At 72.7% G+C, this 19,340-nt stretch carries 12 protein-coding genes; 4 read left to right on the forward strand and 8 right to left on the reverse strand.

All coding sequences use genetic code 11. The annotated features are described in order from the left end of the window. The first annotated feature begins 35 nt into the window (after positions 1-35). The 3 genes from KUG38_RS13760 to KUG38_RS13770 all read left to right on the forward strand — a co-directional run bounded on the left by KUG38_RS13760 (position 36) and on the right by KUG38_RS13770 (position 5,118). Positions 36-1,595 carry a bifunctional orotidine-5'-phosphate decarboxylase/orotate phosphoribosyltransferase gene (locus tag KUG38_RS13760; RefSeq protein ID WP_216922602.1) on the forward strand — a complete coding sequence of 520 codons (1,560 nt, stop codon included), beginning with the start codon at positions 36-38 and terminating at the stop codon, positions 1,593-1,595. Positions 1,596-1,638: 43 nt separating this feature from the next. Then, complete coding sequence (locus tag KUG38_RS13765; RefSeq protein ID WP_094584893.1) at positions 1,639-1,860, forward strand: DUF3136 domain-containing protein; 222 nt, start codon at positions 1,639-1,641, stop codon at positions 1,858-1,860. A 69-nt stretch (positions 1,861-1,929) separates the two neighbouring features. Further along, positions 1,930-5,118, forward strand: coding sequence for an efflux RND transporter permease subunit (locus KUG38_RS13770; RefSeq protein WP_216922604.1), 3,189 nt, complete (start codon positions 1,930-1,932; stop codon positions 5,116-5,118). Between the two features lie 38 nt (positions 5,119-5,156). On the opposite strand, the gene KUG38_RS13775 is transcribed toward KUG38_RS13770, so the two are convergent. Continuing rightward, complete coding sequence (locus KUG38_RS13775; RefSeq protein WP_216922606.1) at positions 5,157-6,077, reverse strand: TraB/GumN family protein; 921 nt, start codon at positions 6,075-6,077, stop codon at positions 5,157-5,159. A 95-nt stretch (positions 6,078-6,172) separates the two neighbouring features. On the opposite strand from KUG38_RS13775, the gene KUG38_RS13780 reads away from it, so the two are divergent. Continuing rightward, positions 6,173-9,028: a cation-translocating P-type ATPase gene (locus KUG38_RS13780; RefSeq protein WP_216922608.1), complete on the forward strand. Its 2,856-nt coding sequence runs from the start codon at positions 6,173-6,175 to the stop codon at positions 9,026-9,028. Here KUG38_RS13780 and hypE read toward each other — a convergent pair. From hypE to hypB, 7 genes are read right to left on the reverse strand one after another with little or no spacing between them, the layout of a single operon-like run. Beyond that, positions 8,997-10,028 (reverse strand): hydrogenase expression/formation protein HypE, encoded by a 1,032-nt coding sequence (gene hypE, locus KUG38_RS13785; protein ID WP_216922610.1) that lies wholly within the window; start codon positions 10,026-10,028, stop codon positions 8,997-8,999. The two genes, KUG38_RS13780 and hypE, sit on opposite strands and share 32 nt — an antisense overlap. Further along, the gene (hypD, locus tag KUG38_RS13790; protein ID WP_216922611.1) at positions 10,021-11,139 is read right to left on the reverse strand and encodes a hydrogenase formation protein HypD; all 1,119 of its coding nucleotides are present in this window, start codon (positions 11,137-11,139) and stop codon (positions 10,021-10,023) included. The genes hypE and hypD overlap by 8 nt, the downstream gene beginning before the upstream one ends. Continuing rightward, entirely contained in the window at positions 11,136-12,170 is a 1,035-nt protein-coding gene (locus tag KUG38_RS13795) for a dihydroorotate dehydrogenase-like protein (RefSeq protein ID WP_216922613.1), read from the reverse strand. The genes hypD and KUG38_RS13795 overlap by 4 nt, the downstream gene beginning before the upstream one ends. Beyond that, positions 12,167-15,796, reverse strand: a complete 3,630-nt coding sequence (gene nifJ / locus KUG38_RS13800; protein WP_216922616.1) for a pyruvate:ferredoxin (flavodoxin) oxidoreductase — start codon at positions 15,794-15,796, stop codon at positions 12,167-12,169. The genes KUG38_RS13795 and nifJ overlap by 4 nt, the downstream gene beginning before the upstream one ends. Beyond that, the gene (locus tag KUG38_RS13805; protein WP_353617822.1) at positions 15,793-15,978 is read right to left on the reverse strand and encodes a HypC/HybG/HupF family hydrogenase formation chaperone; all 186 of its coding nucleotides are present in this window, start codon (positions 15,976-15,978) and stop codon (positions 15,793-15,795) included. The genes nifJ and KUG38_RS13805 overlap by 4 nt, the downstream gene beginning before the upstream one ends. Next, positions 15,971-18,517: a carbamoyltransferase HypF gene (gene hypF / locus KUG38_RS13810; RefSeq protein WP_216922620.1), complete on the reverse strand. Its 2,547-nt coding sequence runs from the start codon at positions 18,515-18,517 to the stop codon at positions 15,971-15,973. The genes KUG38_RS13805 and hypF overlap by 8 nt, the downstream gene beginning before the upstream one ends. Before the next feature lie 11 nt (positions 18,518-18,528). Next, the gene (gene hypB, locus KUG38_RS13815) at positions 18,529-19,269 is read right to left on the reverse strand and encodes a hydrogenase nickel incorporation protein HypB (RefSeq protein WP_216922622.1); all 741 of its coding nucleotides are present in this window, start codon (positions 19,267-19,269) and stop codon (positions 18,529-18,531) included. Positions 19,270-19,340: the final 71 nt, after the last annotated feature.

Below are 19,340 nucleotides of genomic sequence, written 5' to 3' on the forward strand. Positions count from 1 at the left end.
TCGCCTTAGCACCTTGGGCACCAACCCCCCGCGCGATGGGCTTCTTCGTCCAGCTCACCGACGCCATCGCCGCCCGTCAGTCGCTGCTGGTCACCGGCCTCGATCCCAACCCGGAGATGCTGCAGGCCTGGGCCCATCGCCGCGGCATGGGTGGCCGTTCGTTTCTCTCCCAGGCCCGCCACTGGATCAAGGCGGTGGTGGAGGCCACCGCCGACCACGTCTGCGCCTACAAGCCCAGCCTCGGCTTCTACCAGGCCCTCGGCCCGGTGGGGCTGGAACTGCTGCGGGAGGTGCGGGAACTGGTGCCGCTCGACATTCCCCTGATCATCGACACCAAGCACGGGGACCTGAACAGCTCCTCGGCGCTGGCCCATTACCTGTTCCGTGAACTCGGCGCCGATGGCGTCACCCTCTCCCCCCTGGCCGGCCAGGACATCGCCGCGCCGTTCCTGCTGTATCCCGACAAGGCGGTGGTCATCACCTGCCACAGCTCCAACGCGGCCGCCAGGGTGCTGCAGCACCACCCCGACGAGAGCGATCCCCTCTACCTGCGCATCGTGCGGGAATGCCAGCTCTGGGCCACCCCCGACCAGCTGCTGCTGGAGGTGGGCACCAGTGACCCGGCGATCCTGGCCCGGGTGCGCCAGGAGGCCCCGGAACGGTTCCTGATCCTGCGCAGCCTCTGGGGCGAGGAGGATCGCCTCGACGCCCTGCTGGAGGCCGGGTTGAGTCCGGCCGCCGACGGCCTGCTGATGCCCCTGCCCCAGAACCTGCTGGTGGAGGACGACATCGCCGTGCGCGCCGCCGCCCTCAAGCAGCGGATCAGCGAGCGCCGGGACCGCTGGCTGGAGCGGCGGGCGCCGGACCAGGGCGAGGCCTGCAGCCTGTGGCTGCCGGAGCGTCGCCCGGAGGGCAGCGCCGAGGCCGGGGCCGGCGCGGACGCCGATGGCTCCGGCGATCCCCTGGCCAGCCTGATCCTCGACCTGTTTGACATCGGCTGCCTGCTGTTCGGCGACTACGTGCAGGCCTCGGGGGCCGTCTTCAACTACTACGTGGATCTGCGCCAGATCATCTCCGATCCCAACCTGTTCCACCGGGTGCTGCATGCCTACGCCGGCCAGCTCGGCGAGCTGGTCTTCGACCGCATCGCCGGCATTCCCTACGGCTCCCTGCCCACCGCCACCGGGCTGTCGCTGCAGCTGCACAAACCCCTCCTCTATCCCCGCAAGGAGGTGAAGGCCCACGGGGCCCGCCGCCTGATCGAAGGGGATTTCGAGGAGGGCGACCGGGTGGTGGTGGTGGACGACATCCTGATCACCGGCAACAGCGTGCTCGAGGGCATCGCCAAGCTGGAAAGCTCCGGCCTGGAGGTGGAGGACGTGGTGGTGTTCATCGACCACGGCGGCCGGGCCGACACCAGCGCCCGCGAGCGGCTGACCCGGGCGGGCTACCGCTGCCACGCCGTGCTCGACATCGCCCGCATCACCGCGGTGCTGCACGCTGCCGGGCGGCTCAGCGATGACCAGGCCGCCACCCTGGGCCATGCCCCAGCGACCCTGGCGCCGGACGTCGAGGGGATACTGGCCAGCTCGTAGAGTGGAGCAGCATCCCTGCAAAACCCGGGTGCCCCCTTCCGCCATGCCCCAGGTCCAGGGTCAGCCCCCCACGATCGGAGAGCTGGAGGCGAAATATTCCCTTTACTGCAAGGCGATGCGGCTCCTGCTGAAGGAGGGCCGCACGATGGAGGCGATTCAGAAGACGGTCTGCTGGAGCCGCCTGGAGCAGCTCCATATCTGCCTTCCCAGCCGCTACAAATCCCCGGATTACCTCTATGCCGTGCTGAAACGCGACCTGCGCTGATCGCGGGCCGGAGGCCGCCCCTGCCAGGATCGGGCGGCGATCAGGGTCGGTGCCCACCCAGGCGTTTCCGTGAAGTCGATCTCCGACCCCTTCCTGCGCCGGCCGGTGCTGACGCTGGTGGTCAGCCTGCTCATCCTGCTGGGGGGCCTGGTGAGCCTGCCGGTGCTGCAGGTGGAGAACCTGCCACCGATCGCGCCAGGGCGGGTCACCGTGCGGGCCAGCTATCCCGGGGCCGGACCGGAGGTGGTCGAGCAGGGCGTCACCGCCCTGCTGGAGAAGCAGTTCAACGGGCTTGAACGCCTCGACACGATCCGCTCCACCAGCTCCGCCAACGGCAGCACGATCACCCTGGGCTTCGAGGGCGGCAACCCCGAGCTCAACCAGATCAACACCCAGAACGAAGCCGCCGTGGTGGCGCGCCAGCTTCCGGCGCCGGTGGCCCGCTTCGGGGTGCAGGTGCGCCGCAGCTCCGATGATCTGCTGATGGTGCTGAGCTTCAGCGCCAGCCGCGGCACCTATGCCGACACCTTCCTCACCGGCTGGGTGGATCAGGTGGTGCGCGACCGGCTGCGGCGGGTGCCCGGCGTCGGTGACGTCAATCTCTTCGGCGGCAGCAGCCTGGCCTTCCGGCTGTGGCTGGACCCGGACCGGCTCCAGTCCCGCAACCTGACGATCGCCGAGGTGCGCCAGGCCCTGCAGCAGCAGAACGTGCTGGCGGCCCTGGGACAGACGGGAGAAGCCCCCGTCCCGGCGGACCAGGTGACCACCCTGCCGCTGCGGATGGAGGGACGCCTGCGGACGCCCCAGGAGTTCGAGCAGCTGGTGGTGGCCCGCACCGGCGACGGCGGCGTCACCCTGCTCAAGGACGTGGGCCGGGTGGAGCTCGGCAGCGAGACCTACGACACCATCGCCACCAACCTGGACGGCAACACGGCCGTGGCGATGGGCATCTTCCAGCGCGACGGCAGCAACGCCCTCGAGGTGCGGCAGGGCGTCGAGATGGCCCTGGACGCCCTGGCCCCCCGCTTCCCGCCGGGGGTGGCCATGGAGGTGATCGTCGATGAGGCCGAGAACGTGCGCGCCAGCATCGATGGCGCCGTAGAGGCCCTGAGGGACGCGGTGCTGCTGGTGTTCCTGGTGCTGCTGCTGGGTCTGGGCAACAGCCGCCTGGCCCTGATCACCGCCGGCGCCGTGCCGGTGGCCCTGATCGGCTCGTTCAGCGTGCTGAAGCTCACCGGCAGCTCGATCAACACCCTCACCCTGTTCGGCATGGTGCTGGCCTCCGGGCTGGTGGTCGATGACGCCATCGTGGTGAGTGAGGACATCGGCCGGCGGATCGAGAACGGTCGCCCCCCCCTGCAGGCGGCGCGCGAAGCGATGGCGGAGCTCGGCAGTGCGGTGGTCGCCACCTCGGTGGTGCTGGTGGTGGTGTTCCTGCCGGTGCTGACCATGGAGGGGAGCGTGGGCCGGCTGTACGCCCCGATCGCCATCGCCATCAGCAGCGCGGTGGTCTTCTCCACCATCAACGCCCTCAGCTTCACCCCGGTGGCCGCCAGCCGCCTGCTCCACGCCGAGCGGCGGGAACCGGCCTGGCTGCGGCGCTGGATCGACCCTCCCCGGCGGGCCCTGGAATCCCTCGAAGCCCCCTACGGCCACCTCCTGGAGGGGGTCTTGGCCCGGCGTCGGCTCGTGGTGGCGCTGCTGCTGGCGGGGCTCCTGCTCACCGTTCTCACCCTGCGCCAGTTCCCCACCGCCTTCATTCCCCAGGAGGACACCGGCCAGTTGCGCGGGGTGGTGATCCTGCCGGAGGGCTCGGCCCTGCCCCAGACCCAGAAGGTGCTGGAGCAGGTGCGGCTCCTCGCCGGCAAGGAACCGGCGATCCGGAGCGCCAACTTCTATGCGGGCCGCTCCTTCGGCGACAGCAGCCCCAACAAGGGGCAGTTCTTCCTGCGGCTGCGCCCCATCAAGGAGCGCCCCGAGGCCGACCAGAGCAGCGTGGCCGTGGCGGAACGGATGAACGCCCTCCTCGGCAAGGGCATCCGCGATGCCGTGGTCCAGCTCAGCGAGGCCCCGAGCGTGCGCGGCTTCAGCAGCGAAGGGGGCCTGGAGCTCGAACTGCTCGACACCAGCGGCGGCCTGCTCAGCCTGGCCGCCTTCGAGCAGGAGGCCCGCTCCTTCATCGCCGACGCCCAGGCCAGCGAGGTCCAGGGCCGGCCGGCCTTCCAGCGGGTGTCGACCCGCTTCAGCGCCGGGGCCCCCCAGCTGACCCTGGTGCCCGACCGGCTGCGCATGGCCTCCCTGGGGGTGGATCTGTCGGCCGTGGTCGACACCCTGGGGGCCAGCTTCGGCAGTGATTACGTCAACGACACCTTTGAGGGCGACCAGGTCCGCAAGGTGATCGTCCAGCTGGACGGCCGCTCCCGCTCCGGTCCCGAGGACGTGCTGGCCCTGCAGGTGCGCAACCGGGAGGGGCGGCTGATCCCCCTGGCCGAGGTGGTGCAGGTGGAGCAGGGGGCCGGCCCGACCACGATCAACCACACCCGCCTGGTGCGCTCGATCAGCATCCGGGCCCTGCCGCGGCGCGGTGTCAGCAGCGGCCAGGCCATGGCCCTGCTCGAGCAGGTGCACCGCAGCCGCGCCTCCGACGCCGTGGATCTCGAATGGGCCGGGCTGGCCCGGGAGGAAGCCCGCGCCGGTGGCGGCAACGTGCGGGTCTTCGCCCTGGGGATCCTGGTGATGGCCCTGGTGCTGGCGGCCCTCTACGAAAACTTCATCGATCCGCTGATCATCCTGGTCACCGTGCCCCTGGCCATGCTGGGGGCGGTGCTGGGGCTGAGCCTGCGGGGCCTGCCCCTGGACGTCTACGGCCAGATGGGTCTGCTGGTGCTCTCCAGCCTGGCGGCCAAGAACGGCATCCTGATCGTCGAGTTCGCCAACCAACGGCTCCGGGCCGGCCTGCCCCTGGAGGAGGCGATCCAGGGCGCCGCCGTCGCCCGTCTGCGGCCGATCCTGCTGACGACGATCTCGTCACTGGCGGGCTGCATCCCGCTGCTGTTTCCCTTCGGAGCGGGGGCCGCCAGCCGTCTGAGCATCGGCACGGTGGTGTTCAGCGGCCAGCTGGTCTCCACCGTTCTCAGCCTGGCAGTGGTGCCCGCCGTCTACCGGATCGTCAAGGGCTGGGAACTGCGCGGGCGGCTGGGGCGGCAGCGGTTGCAACCCGTGGACACCCTGCCCGACGGGCCGGCCCCGGACGCCTGAGCCAGGCCGCGATCGCCACCGGGCGGTGCCACTGGCCGTCAGGGATCCGGCCGCCAGGCCCCATCCACGAACCGCTCCGGTTTCAGCCCCTGCTGGCGCAGCAGGGCGATCAGCCCCTGATCCCCCAGCAGGTGCATCAGCCCCACCACCACCAGGGTGTCGTCGGGGCGCTGCAGGAACCCCCGCACGGGATCCACCCAGGCCGCGTTGCGCCGGACCACCAGGCGCTGGAAGAGATCGGGCCGCTGACGGTAGTCGCCGAGCAGGAGGGCCTCGAGACGGGGCAGGTCACCGGCCCGCCAGGCCCCCTCGAGGGCGTCCAGCCGGGGCCCGACCCCATCCAGTTCCTTCAGGGTGACCTCCAGCAGCTGCACCTGGTCGGTCCGGGGCAGCCCGTCGAACAGCTCGAACTGCTGGGCCGGGGTCTCCAGGCCATCGATGGGCTTGCGGTCGGCGGCGGCCCTGGCCTGGAGCTGGCCCTCCACCCCGCTATCGGGGGAATACCCCCGTTGCAGGAACTCGGTTGAGGCCAGCAGCAGGGCCACGGCCCAGGGCTCGAAACGATCGATCGCCGCCTCGGGCAGACCCAGGCCCGCCAGGCGTGGCTGGAGGGTCCGCCAGGTGGCCGCCGGCAGACCCTCGCGCAGGGAGCGGCCGTCGGGATCGAGGGCCCGCGCCACCAGCTCCCCGGCCAGGGACGCCGGGCTGATGGCGTCCATGTCGAGCTCCATCGCCAGCCGCTCCGCCTCGACGTAGGCCAGGCCATAGGACGGGGGGAGGCCGGCCCGGTCGCGTCGCAGCTGGTGTAGGGATCCGGCGATGAACACGCTGCCGGCCCCGTCCCGCACCCGCCAGAGGGTGCCGACCTCAGCAGCCGCTGGAACAGCCGCCGCCGCTGGAACGGCCACCAGCAGCAGGGCCAGCACGGCCAGGGGGCGGCGCAGCGCCGGCGCGGGCATGGGCTGCGGCATCAACAACGTCCTGCGGACGCTAGCGAGGGCGCTACGCGGCTCCCCAAGCTGATCATGCTGATCCTGGCCCCCGCAGCCGGTCCGTGCTTCTCGCCGCCTCCCAGCCGATCTGGTCGCTGCCGCTGGAAGAGGTCCACCAGGCCCTGCAGACCACACCGGAGGGCCTCGGCAGCGCGGAGGCCGAACAGCGCCTGGCCCACTTCGGACCCAACCGCCTCCCTCCCGCCCGGCGCCGGCCCCTGGCCCTGCGCTTCCTGGACCAGATGGTCCACTTCATGGCCCTGCTGCTGTGGATCGCCGGAGCCCTGGCCTTCGCCGCCGGCACCCCCCAGCTGGGCTGGGCCATCTGGGCGGTGGTCCTGATCAATGGCGTCTTCTCCTTCTGGCAGGAGTTCCAGGCCGAGCGCACCCTGGCCGCCCTCACCCGCGCCCTGCCCAGCCAGGTGCAGGTGTGGCGCGATGGCCAGCTGGGCCTCCTGCCGGCGGAACAGCTGGTGGCCGGAGACCGGCTTCGGCTCGAGGAGGGGGATCGGGTCCCGGCCGACTGTCGGGTGAGCACGGCCCACGCGCTCTATCTCGATCTCTCGATCCTGACCGGCGAATCCCTGCCGGTGGCGCGCCGGAGCGGGCCCATCGAAGGCAGCCAGCGGCAGGCGAAGGTCAGCACCAGTGAGCGGGCCAACCTGGTGATGGCCGGCAGCACCGTGGCCTCGGGGCGGGGCGAGGCGTTCGTCTATGCCACCGGCGCTGAGACGGAGTTCGGCCAGGTGGCCCGTCTGGCGGCCGGCACCACCCGCGGCGCCAGCACCCTGGAGGTGCAGGTCAGCCGGATCGTGCAGACGATCTGCACCATCGCCGTGACCATGGGCGTGCTGGCCTTCGGCCTCAGCGTCCTGCTGGTCGGGATGGCCCCGCTGGAGAGCGTGGTGTTCGCCACGGGGATCATCGTGGCCAACGTTCCCGAAGGGCTGCTGCCCACCGTCACCCTGGCCCTGGCCATGGCGGTGCAGCGCATGGCGAGCCGCCAGGCCCTGGTCCGCCGCCTCTCGGCGGTGGAGGCCCTGGGGTCGGTGAGTGTGATCTGCTCCGACAAGACGGGCACGCTCACCGGAAACCGCATGGCGGTGGAAAGCACCTGGCTGCCGTTGCCCGCCGAGGGGCTGGAGCGGCTGCTGCTGCGGGCCGCCTCCCTGTGCTCCAACGCCCGCCTCGAGGCGGCGGTGGCTGGGGCTGGTGGAGCCGCCGCACCGCGGCTGGGGGTGGGGGATCCCACCGAAACGGCGATGCTGGTGGCCGCCGCGGAAGCCGGGCTGGTGCCGGAGGCGTTGCCGGGCCGGCATCCACGGCGGCGGGAGATTCCCTTTGATTCCCTGCGCCGCCGCATGACCGTGCTGGTGGACTGGAGCGACCATGCCGACGATCTGCCGATCGTCTCGGGGGGCTCCCTGCTGATCACCAAGGGGGCCCCTCTGGAGGTTCTGGCCCACTGCACCAGCTGGCTGTCCTCCAGTGGCGACGCCCCCTTGCCCGCCGAGCTGCGCCAGCAGGTGGTGGCCGCCAACGATGGGCTGGCCGCCAGGGGCTTCCGCGTCATCGCCGTGGCGCTCCGCCGTGGCGACGGGGGCTGCGGCGACGCTCCGGCGGAGACCCTGGAGAGCGGCCAGATGTTCCTCGGCCTGCTGGGTCTCTACGACCCACCACGGCCGGAGGTGCCGGACGCGATTCGGCAGTGCCGTGACGCCGGCATCAAGGTGACGATGGTCACGGGCGACTACGGCCTCACGGCCCAGGCGATCGCCCAGCAGATCGGCCTGCTCGACCCCCCCAGCTCCCCGAGCCGGTCGACGGCGCAGCAGCGGGCCAGCGCCGATCCGGTGCGGGTGATCGAGGGCTCCACCCTGGCCCAGATCAGCGACGTGCAGCTGCGCCAGTTGCTCAAGTACCGCCGCCGGCTGGTGTTCGCCCGCATGGCACCGGAGCAGAAACTGCGCCTGGTGCAGGCTTACCGCGCCCTCGGCGAGGTGGTGGCCGTCACCGGCGACGGCGTCAACGATGCCCCGGCCCTGCGCGCCGCCGATGTGGGCCTGGCGATGGGGATCAGCGGCACGGATGTGGCCCGTGAGGCCGCCGACATCGTGCTGCTCGACGACAACTTCGCCACGATCGTGGAGGCCGTCCGCTACGGCCGCTCGGTGGTGACCAACATCGGCCGCTTCATCACCTACGTGCTGGCCTCGAACGTGCCGGAGGTGCTGCCCTTCCTGGCGATGGTGATCGCCGGAATTCCCGCCGCCCTCACGGTGCTCCAGATCCTGGCCGTCGACCTGGGCACCGACCTGCTGCCGGCCCTGGGCCTGGGGGCCGACCCCCCCGAGCCAGGGGTGATGCGCCTGGCCCCGCGCCCCAGGGGCCTGCCGCTGCTCAACCGGGCCGTGATGGTGCGCGCCTATCTGGTGCTGGGGCTGGTGGAGGGCCTGGTGGCCATGGCGGGCTATCTGCTGACCTGGCGGGCCAACGGCGTCGGCTGGAGCCAGCTGCGGGTCCTGGCCCCCCAGCTGCTGCATCACACGGCTGACGCCGGCGTGGTGGCGATCCAGCAGCAGGCCACCACCGTCACCTTCTGTCTGATCGTGGCCGGCCAGATGGGCACCCTGCTGGCCTGCCGCAGTGAACGCCGACCCGCCTGGGCCATGCTGGGCATCCCCAACCCCTTGCTCTGGCTGGGCCTGGTCAGCGAGCCGCTGCTGGCCAGTGCCCTGGTGCTGCTGGCTCCGGTGGCGGCGGTGTTCGGGATGCGGCCATTCCCGATGGCCTGGCTGGGGCCGATGGCCCTGGCTCCGCTGCTGGTGATCCTGGTGGATGCCCTCGACAAACGCTGGCGACACGCTGGCCAGCTGCCGCGAGGCTTCAGCAGATCCGCGGCAGCAGTTCCCCGCTGAGGGGCACCAGCACCCGCTCGCTGCCGTAGGGGGTGCGCAGCAGCACCCGGCCCCGGGGACGGCCGGCTCCGGGACCTGCCGCCGCCACCCGGCCGACCCAGGCCCCACCGGCCGGCGCCAGCACCTCCAGGGCCCGCTGCCGATCGGCCTCGGGCACCACCGCCAGGAAGCGGCCCTCGTTGGCCAGGTGCAGCGGGTCGAAGCCCAGCAGCTCACAGGTGCGTCGCACCGGCTCCGCCACCGGGATGCGCTCCTCCTCGATCTGCAGCGCCAGGGCGTTGGGGGCCGCCAGTTCCTGCAGGGCGCTGGCCAGGCCGCCCCGGGTGAGATCCCGCAGGCAGTGGAGCCGCACCCCGGCGGCCAGCAGCGCCTCCACCGCCGGCCACAGGGGCATGCAGTCCGTGGCCAGGGGGGGCTGCAGGTCCAGGCCATGGCGGGCGGCCAGGATCGCCACCCCGTGGCGGCCCAGGTCGCCGCTCACCAGCAGCTGGTCCCCTGGGACAATCGCCAGCGGATCGATGGGATCGTCCACCACCAGCAGCCCGATGCCGCTGGTGTTGAGGAAGGCCCCGTCCCCCTTGCCCCGCTCCACCACCTTGGTGTCGCCGGTGACGATGGTCACCCCGCAGCACCGGGCCGCCTCCACCATCGAGCTGACGATCCGGCGCAGCAGGGCCAGCTCCAGCCCCTCCTCCAAGATCAGGCCCAGGCTCAGCACCAGAGGCCTGGCGCCGGCCATGGCCAGGTCGTTGGCGGTGCCCGTCACCGCCAGGCTGCCGATGTCGCCCCCCTCGAACTCCAGGGGCTGCACCACGTAACTGTCGGTGGTGAAGGCGAGCCGGCCGTGGGGCAGGGACAGGCGGGCGGCATCGTGCAGGGCCTGGGCGGGGTCGGCGTAGAGGCGGCGCAGCTCAGCGTCGATCAGCTGCTGCATCAGGGTGCCGCCACCGCCGTGGGCCAGCTGGATGCGGGGGGTGGCGGGCGGGGCCGGCTCAGCCACGGCGGCCGTAACGGTGGTAGGCGGCGCAGGCCCCCTCCGAGGACACCATCGGTGCCCCCAGCGGATGCTCGGGGGTGCAGGTGGTCCCGAAGGCCGGGCAGTCCATGGGACGGGCGCGCCCCTGCAGGATGGCGCCGCTGATGCAGACGCCCTGCGCCTCCACCCCGGCCTCGGGCCCTCCGGGCAGGTCGGGGAAGCGGGCCCCGGCCTCCAGGTTGCGGAAAGGCGCCCTCAGCCCCAGGCCGCCACCCGGAATCACGCCGAAGCCCCGCCAGGGCCGGTTCACCGGCTCGAACACCGACTCCAGCAGGGCACGGGCGGCCGGGTTGCCCTGCTGGCGCACCACCCGGCCGTAGGCATTGGCCACCCGGGCCTCGCCCCGCTCCAGCTGCCGCACGCAGGCCACCAGGCCCCGCATCAGATCCAGGGGCTCGAAGCCGCTCACCACCACCGGCACCCGGTGCCGATCCGCCAGGTCCTCCAGTTCCGCGGTGCCCATCACGGCACAGACGTGCCCGGCCGCCAGGAACCCCTGCACCTGGTTGCCGTCGGCCGTGAGGATCGCCGCCATGGCAGGGGGCACCCGCACGTGGGCCGCCAGCAGGGAGAGGTTGGCCGCTCCGGCGGCCGTCGCCTGACGCACCAGCAGGGCCGTGGCCGGGGCCGTGGTCTCGAAACCCACCGCGAGGAACACCACCTGGCGATCCGGATGGCGCCGGGCCAGGGCGAGGGCCTCCAGGGGGGAGGTGAGCAGGCGCACGTCGCCCCCCTCGGCCCGCACCCCCAGCAGATCCCCCGGTCCGCCGTCGGCGTCACTGCCCGGCACCCGCAGCATGTCGCCGTAGGAGCAGAGGATCACCTCGGGCCGGCGGGCCAGGGCCCGGGCGGCATCGATCGTGGCGGCGGGAGTGACGCAGACCGGGCAGCCGGGGCCGTGGATCAGCCGCAGTCCGGGAGGCAGCAGCTGATCGAGCCCCCAGCGCACGATGGCGTGGGTCTGGCCGCCGCACACCTCCATCAGGGTCCAGGGTCGGGTGGTGATCGCGGCCAGCTCCGCCGCCAGCTCCCGCACGGCGGCCACCTCCGCCGTCGCCGCCAGCGGAGCACTCACCAGGGCCCCGGCGCCGCCGCGGCATCGGCGGGCAGGAAGGTCTGGACGGCGCGCATGTACTGGGAGCGCTCGTATTCGCTCGGATCGGGGCAGCGCTGCTGGCTCATGCAGCCGATCAGCTCCCGGGCCGTGGCGTGCTCATGCTCCAGCAGCCACTGGCTGAGCTCCTCCTCCAGCCCCGTGAGGCGGCCCGGACCGTGGCGCAGCAGGGCGGCCACCACCTGGGTGATGGCGGCGCCGGCCATCAGCAGGCGCACCACGTCGGTGCCGCGGTGCACGCCGCCGGTGGCCGCCAGATCCAGCGGGTGGCGGCCGTGCAGCAGGGCGATCCAGCGCAGGGGCAGCCGCAGGTCGTGGGGGGTGGACAGCAGCAGGTTGGGTCGCACCTCCAGTTCCTCGATGTCGATGTCGGGCTGGTAGAAGCGGTTGAACAGCACCAGGCCATCGGCCCCGACGGCGGCCAGCCGCTTGGCCATGGCACCGAAGTTGGTGAAGAAGGGGCTGAGCTTCACCGCCAGGGGCAGGGTCACCTCGGCGCGCACCTCGGCGACGATCTCCAGCACCTGGTTCTCGATCGCCGCACTGGAGAGGTCCGGATCGGTGGGGACGGCATAGATGTTCAGCTCCAGGGCGCTGGCGCCGGCCGACTCCATCCGCCGCGCCGCCTGCACCCACTGGCCGGGATGGGCGCCATTGAGGCTGGCGATCACCGGCACCGCCAGCCGGGAGCGGGCCTGCTCCAGGTGGCGCAGGTAGAGGTCGTGGCCCACGTGGAAGATCGAGGGCTCGGGGAAGTAGCTGAGCGCCTCCCCGTAGCTGTCGGCGCCCTGCAGGGTGACCCGGTGCAGCTCCAGCTGGTCGCGCTCGATCTGCTCCTCGAACAGGGAATGCAGCACCACGGCGGCGGCGCCGGCCTCCTCCAGCCGCAGCAGCTGGTCGATGTCCTCGCTGAGGGGGGCCGCAGCCCCCACCACCAGGGGGCTGCGCAGCTCCAGGCCCAGGTAGGTGACGGACAGATCGGGGCGGGTCATGCCGGTGCCTCCCTCGGGGATGGGGCCGGGGTGCCGGCGAGGGCCTGATACATGGCCCAACGTCGGGTCACCTCCAGTTCGGCCTGGCGCGCCAGGGCCCGGGCCCGCTCCGGCTGGCTGAAGGAGAGCATCCGGAAGCGGTTTTCCGTGGCCATCGCCTCCGCCAGGGGCCGCTTCTGACCCCGGCTGTCGATCTGCAGCGGGTGCTCCCCCCGCTCGGTGCGGCGCGGGTCGTAGCGGTAGAGCAGCCAGCGGCCGGAGTCCACCGCCGCCTTCTGCTGCTCCATGCCCCGGGCCATGTCGATGCCGTGGGCGATGCAGTGGGAGTAGGCCAGGATCAGCGACGGCCCCGGATAGCTCTCCGCCTCCAGGAATGCCCGCACCGTGTGCTCGTCGCGGGCCCCCATGGCCACACTGGCCACGTAGACCGAGCCGTAGCTCATCATCATCAGGCCGAGATCCTTCTTGGGGGCGGCCTTGCCGCCGGCGGCGTACTTGGCCACCGCCGCCCGGGGCGTGGCCTTCGACATCTGGCCGCCGGTGTTGGAGTACACCTCGGTGTCCAGCACCAGGGCGTTGACGTCCCGGCCGCTGGCCAGCACGTGGTCGAGGCCACCGAAGCCGATGTCATAGGCCCAGCCGTCGCCCCCCACCAGCCAGACGCTCTTCTTGACGAGGGAATCGGCCAGATCCAGCAGGCGGGCCGCCTGGGCATCACGGGGGCTGAGGGGCGCCCCGGGGGCCTCACCCGCCGCGGCCCACAGCAGGCGCTTGAGCTCCTCCACCCGCTGGCGCTGGGCGACGATGCCGGCCTCGTCGTGCTGGTCGCCGTCGCGGATCGCCGCCACCAGGGCGCCGGGAAGCAGGGGGTCGGCCCGCTCCGGCGCCGGCCCCAGCCGCTCCAGCAGCTCGAGGGCCATCTGGCGCTGCTGGTCGATCGCCACCCGCATGCCCAGGCCGAACTCGGCGTTGTCCTCGAACAGGGAATTGCTCCAGGCCGGGCCACGCCCCTCGGCGTTGGTGCTCCAGGGGGTGGTGGGCAGGTTGCCGCCGTAGATGGAGGAGCAGCCCGTGGCGTTGGCCACCAGCATGCGGTCGCCGAACAGCTGGCTGGCCAGCTTCAGGTAGGGCGTTTCGCCGCAGCCGCCGCAGGCGCCGGAGAACTCGAACAGGGGCTGCTGCAGTTGCTGCTGGCCGATCTTGTGCAGGTTGAGGTCGCCGCGGGCCATCTCCGGCAGCCCCAGGAAATAGTCCCAGTGGCCCCGGGCCAGCTCCCGCAGGGGACGCTGGGGGGCCATGTTGATCGCCTTGCGCTTCGGCTCGGTGCGGTCGCGGGCCGGGCAGACCTCCACGCAGAGGGCGCAGCCGGTGCAGTCCTCGACGGCCACCTGGATCGTGAAGCTGCGGCCCTTGAAGTCGGGGTCACGGGCCGGGGCCTGGCGGAAGCCCTCCGGGGCGCCTGCCAGGGCCGCCGGCGCCACCGCCTTGGCCCGGATCACCGCATGGGGGCAGACCATGACGCACTTGCCGCACTGCACGCAGAGATCGCTCTCCCACACCGGCACCGTTTCGGCGATGTTGCGCTTCTCCCACTGGGCCGTGCCGGTGGGCCAGGTGCCGTCGCAGGGCAGGGCGCTCACGGGCAGGGCATCGCCGCGCCGCTCCAGCAGGGGGGCGATCACCTCCCGCACGAACAGTGGGGCGTCAGCGAGCCGGTCGGCCACCGGGGCCGGTGGCGGGAGGTCGTCCTCGGCCGGCAGCTGGCGCCAGTCGAGCGGCTGCAGGTTGTCGAGGGTGGCGTCGAGGGCGCGCAGGTTCATGGCCACCACCGCCTCCCCCTTGCGGCCGTAGGTCTTGCGCAGGGAGGCGCGGATCTGCTCGATCGCCTCCTGGCGCGGCAGCACGCCGCTGACGGCGAAGAAGCAGGCCTGCATCACCGTGTTGATGTGGTTCCCCATGCCGGCCTCCCGCGCCACCCGGTAGGCGTTGATCAGCCACACCGACAGGCCCTGCTCCCGGATGCCGCAGCGCAGCGCGGCCGGCATGCGCCGCCAGCTCTCCTCGATCGGGAAGGGGCTGTTGAGCAGCAGCACCCCACCAGCGTCCAGGCCCGCCAGCAGGTCGAAGCGGTCGACGAAATCCCACTGGTGGCAGGCCACCAGGGTGGGACGCTCGATCAGGTAGGGGGCGCGGATCGGTCGGGGGCCGAAGCGCAGGTGCGACACCGTGACCGACCCGGATTTCTTGGAGTCGTAGACGAAATAGGCCTGGGCAAACAGGTCGGTCTGCTCGCCGATGATCTTGATCGTGGCCTTGTTGCCCCCGACGGTGCCGTCCGAGCCCAGGCCGTAGAACACGGCCCGGACCTGGTCGGGCCCATCCACGTGAAAGTCCGTCGCGACGGGCAGCGAGCGATGGGTGACGTCGTCGTCAATGCCGACCGTGAAGTGGTTGCGGGGCTGGCTCAGCAGCAGGTTGTCGAACACCGCCTTCACCATCGCCGGGGTGAACTCCTTGGAGGAGAGGCCGTAGCGGCCCCCCACCACCTGGGGCAGGGGACGATCGCCGTGGCAGGGGCGCCACTCCTCGCTGAGGGCGGCCACTGCATCGAGGTAGAGGGGTTCACCGCCGGCCCCCGGCTCCTTGCAGCGGTCGAGCACCGCCAGAGCCCGCACCGTCGGCGGCAGGGCCGCCGCGAACAGGCTCGCCACGAAGGGCCGGAACAGGCGCACCTTGAGCACCCCCACCCGCTGGCCGGCGGCGTTCAGGGCCAGGGCGGTCTCCTCGGCGGTCTCGCAGCCGGAGCCCATCAGCACCACCACCCGCTCGGCGTCGGCGGCCCCCACATATTCGTAGGGCCCGTAGCGGCGTCCGGTGAGGCCGGCGAAGCACTCCATCGCCTCCACCAGGTGGCCGGGGAGGGCGTCGTAGAAACGGTTCACCGACTCCCGCGCCTGGAAGTAGACGTCCGGGTTCTGGGCCGTGCCCCGCAGCACCGGATGGTCCGGGGACAGGGCCCGCTGGCGGTGGGCGGCCACCGCCTCCATCGGCATCAGGGCGTGGAGCACGTCGTCGGCGATGGGCTCGATCTTCTGGATCTCGTGGGAGGTGCGGAAGCCGTCGAACATGTGCAGGACCGGCAGCCGCCCCAGCAGGCTCGCCCGGGTGGCGATGGCGGCGAAGTCGCCGGCCTCCTGGACCGAAGCGGAGCAGAGGATGACGCAGCCCGTGCCGCGGCAGGCCATGACGTCGCTGTGGTCGCCGAAGATCGAAAGGCCCTGGGCCGCCAGGGAGCGGGCCGCCACGTGCAGCACGGCGGGGGTGAGCTCGCCGGCCAGCTTGTAGAGGTTGGGCACCATCAGCAGCAGCCCCTGGGAGGCCGTGAAGGTGGTGGTCAGCACCCCCGCCTGCAGGGCCCCGTGGACGGTGCCAGCGGCGCCGGCCTCGCTCTGCAGCTCCACCACCGCCGGCACCGTTCCCCAGAGGTTGGGGCGGCCTTCGGTGCTCCAGGCGTCGGCCCACTCCCCCATCGGCGAGGCGGGGGTGATCGGGTAGATGGCGATCGCCTCGTTGAGGCGGTAGGCCACCAGGGCCACGGCCTCGTTGCCGTCGACGGTGATGGTCATGGGGGGTCGTCCTCAACGAGGCTGAGGGCCAGGCCCACGTGCACCAGCACCCGATCGCCGACCGCCGCCTCGGGCAGACAGGCCAGGCTCACCTGCTGGCGCACCCCCCCGAAATCCACCTCGGCCATGCGCCAGAGCCTGTCGTTGTCGTCGTCGGAGGCGGCCCCGGTGGGCTCAGGCACTCCCGGCGGCGGCTGGACCCGGATCGAGAGGATGCGAGCCGGCACGGCCAGGCACATGGGGTGGGTTCGGCTCGGGGGCACTCCACCCGGTTGTAGGCGCGCCGGCCGGATCTGCCCACGGACCGCCCACCGCCCAGACCTGCCCCAGGGCGAGCCCGCCGTCGCTGCAGGGCACGACCTCCGGCCAGAACGGCCGCAGGCCCCGTGCCCGCAGCGCCGTGATCGCCGCCTCCAGCAACAGCCGGTTCTGGAAACAGCCCCCCGCCAGGGCCACCGGCACCCCACCACGGCCGGCCGTGGCGAGGGCGGCCGTTTCAGCCAGGGCCTCCGCCAGGGATTGGTGGAACCGGGCGGCGCAGAGGGCCGGCGAGGTACCGGCGGCGATCGCCGCCAGCAGGGCGTCCAGCAGCGGTTCCCAGTCAAGCCAGCCCAGGCTCGGCCCACCGGCCGCGCCGACCCCCTTGACGGCGTCGGGTGGCACCAGGGGAAGGGACCAGCGCCCAGGCTGCGGGGGTGCGGCGGCGGCGGCCCCCTCCAGGCGCAGACCCCCCTCGCCCTCGTAGCTCTGCACCTGCACCAGGCCCAGCAGGGAGGCGACCGCATCGAACAGCCGGCCCATGCTGGTGGTCAGGGGGCAGTTGCAGCCGCTGGCGATGGCCTGCAGCAGCAGGCGGCGCTCACCGGCCGCGAAGGCGGCCAGGCTGTGGCGGGCGCCGGGGTGCCCCAGGGCCCGGGACCCGGCGGCGGCCAGGAGCCCCAGGGCCGCCCGGCGGGGTTCCGCCATGGCCCGCTCTCCGCCCGGCAGGGGGAAGGGCCGCAGGGCCACCAGTCGCTCGCAGGATGGATCGCCGGGCCCGCCCAGCAGCAGCAGCTCACCGCCCCAGAGCTCGGGACCGCCATCGGCGGCAGGGGCAGGGGCGTAGCCGAGCCCATCCCAGGTGACGGCCAACAGCGGAAACGACAGTCCGTGCTCGGCCAGCACGGCCAGGCCGTGGGCCCGGTGGTGCTGCACCGTTCGCCGCGGCCACGGCTGATCGGCGGCGAGCTGGTGGCTGAGGTAACCGGGGTGGGCATCGCAGGCGATCCGGGTCAGCCGCCCGCCCCAGCGCCGCTCGATCGCCACCAGACCGTCGGCCAGCCGCGACAGCAGGCGGCCCTCGGCCAGGTCCCCCAGGTGGGGGGCCAGCCACAGCCGCCCGTCCAGCGCCAGGGCCGGCGCACTCTTGAGATCCCCCCCAAGGGCCACCACACCATCGGGTGCCGCACCAGGACCCCCAGCCAGCACCAGGGGCTCCGGGGCATAACCCCGGGCCCGGCGCAACAGGGCAGGCCGGCCATCGATCAGCTGCAGCACCGAATCGTCCAGGGGCCGGGCGATGGCGCGGTCGTGCACCAGGAAGACATCGGCGATGGGGCCGCCGGCCCCGCCCCCCAGCCGCCCCACCGCTTCGGCGGGATCGATGCAGAGCGGCTCACCGCTGGGGTTGCCGCTGGTGGCCACCAGGGGCCCGCCGAAGGCACGCGCCAGCAGGTGGTGCAACGGCGACGCCGGCAGCATCGCCCCCAGGGAGGGGCTGCCTGTAGCCACCCCCGGCAGGGCGTCGGTGGCGGCCAGGCGGCGCCGCAGCAGCACGATCGGGGCGGCGGGATCCGCCAGGGCCCGCCGCTCGGCGGCGTCGATGGCGCAGAAGGGGGCCAGGGCTTCGGCCTCGGCCACCAGCAGGGCGAAGGGCTTGGCGGGCCGTCGCTTGCGCCGCCGCAGCCGGGCCACCGCCGCGGCGTTGGTGGCATCCACCAGCAGCTGGAAACCGCCCACGCCCTGCAGGGCCAGGACCTTCCCTGCCGCCAGCAGATCGCAGCAGGACCGGAGCAAGGCGGCGGGGCTGGCGTCGTCGCCGGCAGCGGAGCCCCCCAGGGGCGCCCCGGAGCCATCGAGGAGCGCCAGCCGCGGCCCGCACGCCGGGCAGGCGATGGTCTCGGCGTGGAAGCGGCGATCGGCGGGATCCTCGAACTCCCGGCGGCAGGTCGGGCACAGGGCGAACGGTGCCAGGGTCGTATGGGCCCGGGCCCAGGGCTCGGCGGTGGCGATGCTGAAGCGGGGGCCGCAGTCGCAGCAGCTGATGAAGGGATAGCCGAAACGGCGATCGGCGGGATCGGCCAGTTCGGCCAGGCAGGCACTGCAGGGGGCCCGATCGGCCACCAGCGACGACGCGAACAGGTCGATGCCGAGCGGCTCGGCCTGGCCGGTCACGATCCGCACCCCCGCCTGGAAGGGACCCGCCGCGGGGGCGGCGGCCACCGACCAGACGGGATCCAACGGCTCCAGCCGGGCCCCGGGGGGCAACTGGAGCGGCAGGCGACGCAGGAACGCCTCCAGCGAAGGCCGCTCCCCCTCCAGCCGCAGGCGCACCGCCCCCGGGCCGTTCTCCACCTCGCCGCTGAGCTCCAGTTCGGCGGCCAGGCGATGCACCAGGGGCCGGAAACCGACCCCCTGCACCACACCGCGGCACTCCAGGTGCAGCCGGACCCGGCCGGCCATGGGTGGCCGGCTCACCCGGCGACGGCCACCCGCTCCATGCCGAGGGCCGCCAGCAGCGCGGCGATGCCCTCGCCGCTGCGGGCGGAGACCTCCACGATCCGGGCACGGGGGGCCACCCGGGCGATGTGGCGACGCGCCTGGGGTGCATCGAAGCCACAGGCGTCAGCCAGGTCGCCCTTGCTGATCACCACCACGTCGGCGGAATGGAAGGTGGCCGGGTACTTGAGAGGCTTGTCCTCCCCTTCGGTGACCGACAGCAGCACCACCCGCTGGCTTTCGCCGAGGTCGAAGGCGGCCGGGCAGACCAGGTTGCCCACGTTCTCGATCACCAGCAGCTCCAGGCCCCCCAGGGGATGGCCGAGGTGGTCGAGGTCGTGCAGGGCCCGGTGCACCATCGCCGCCTCCAGGTGGCAGGCCTGGCCGGTGGTGATCTGCAGGGCCGGCACCCCGGCGGCCCGCAGGCGACGGGCGTCGTTGTCGGTGGCCAGATCCCCCACGATCACCGCCATCGGATGGCGCACCGCCGGAGAGGACGGGGCCAGCTCCAGGGCCAGCCGCTCCAGCAGGGCGGTCTTGCCGGAGCCCGGCGAGGAGAGCAGATTGATCACCCGGACACCGGCGGCGGCGAAATGCTCCCGGTTGGCCGCCGCCTGGGCATCGTTGTGGACGAGCAGGCGCTGGCCCAGCTCCAGGTGTCGGGGGGCCTCAAGGGAGGGGAAGACCGGTTGGCCGCAGTTGCAGTCGACACACATCGCAGGATCGACCCCAGACAGGAGAGCGGCACGGAAAAGCCCCGCCGGGGCCCGGCCTCGCCCGAAGGCTA

It is taken from the genome of Synechococcus sp. CCAP 1479/9, assembly GCF_019038535.1.
GTDB lineage: Bacteria > Cyanobacteriota > Cyanobacteriia > PCC-6307 > Cyanobiaceae > Cyanobium.

What these genes read in the sequence shown, in the direction of transcription:
- KUG38_RS13760 (WP_216922602.1), top strand. Translation starts at nt 36, where the DNA reads ATGGGCTTCTTCGTCCAGCTCACCGACGCCATCGCCGCCCGTCAGTCG.
- KUG38_RS13765 (WP_094584893.1), top strand. Translation starts at nt 1,639, where the DNA reads ATGCCCCAGGTCCAGGGTCAGCCCCCCACGATCGGAGAGCTGGAGGCG.
- KUG38_RS13775 (WP_216922606.1), bottom strand. Translation starts at nt 6,077, where the DNA reads ATGCCCGCGCCGGCGCTGCGCCGCCCCCTGGCCGTGCTGGCCCTGCTG.
- KUG38_RS13795 (WP_216922613.1), bottom strand. Translation starts at nt 12,170, where the DNA reads ATGACCCGCCCCGATCTGTCCGTCACCTACCTGGGCCTGGAGCTGCGC.
- nifJ (WP_216922616.1), bottom strand. Translation starts at nt 15,796, where the DNA reads ATGACCATCACCGTCGACGGCAACGAGGCCGTGGCCCTGGTGGCCTAC.
- hypF (WP_216922620.1), bottom strand. Translation starts at nt 18,517, where the DNA reads ATGGCCGGCCGGGTCCGGCTGCACCTGGAGTGCCGCGGTGTGGTGCAG.
- hypB (WP_216922622.1), bottom strand. Translation starts at nt 19,269, where the DNA reads ATGTGTGTCGACTGCAACTGCGGCCAACCGGTCTTCCCCTCCCTTGAG.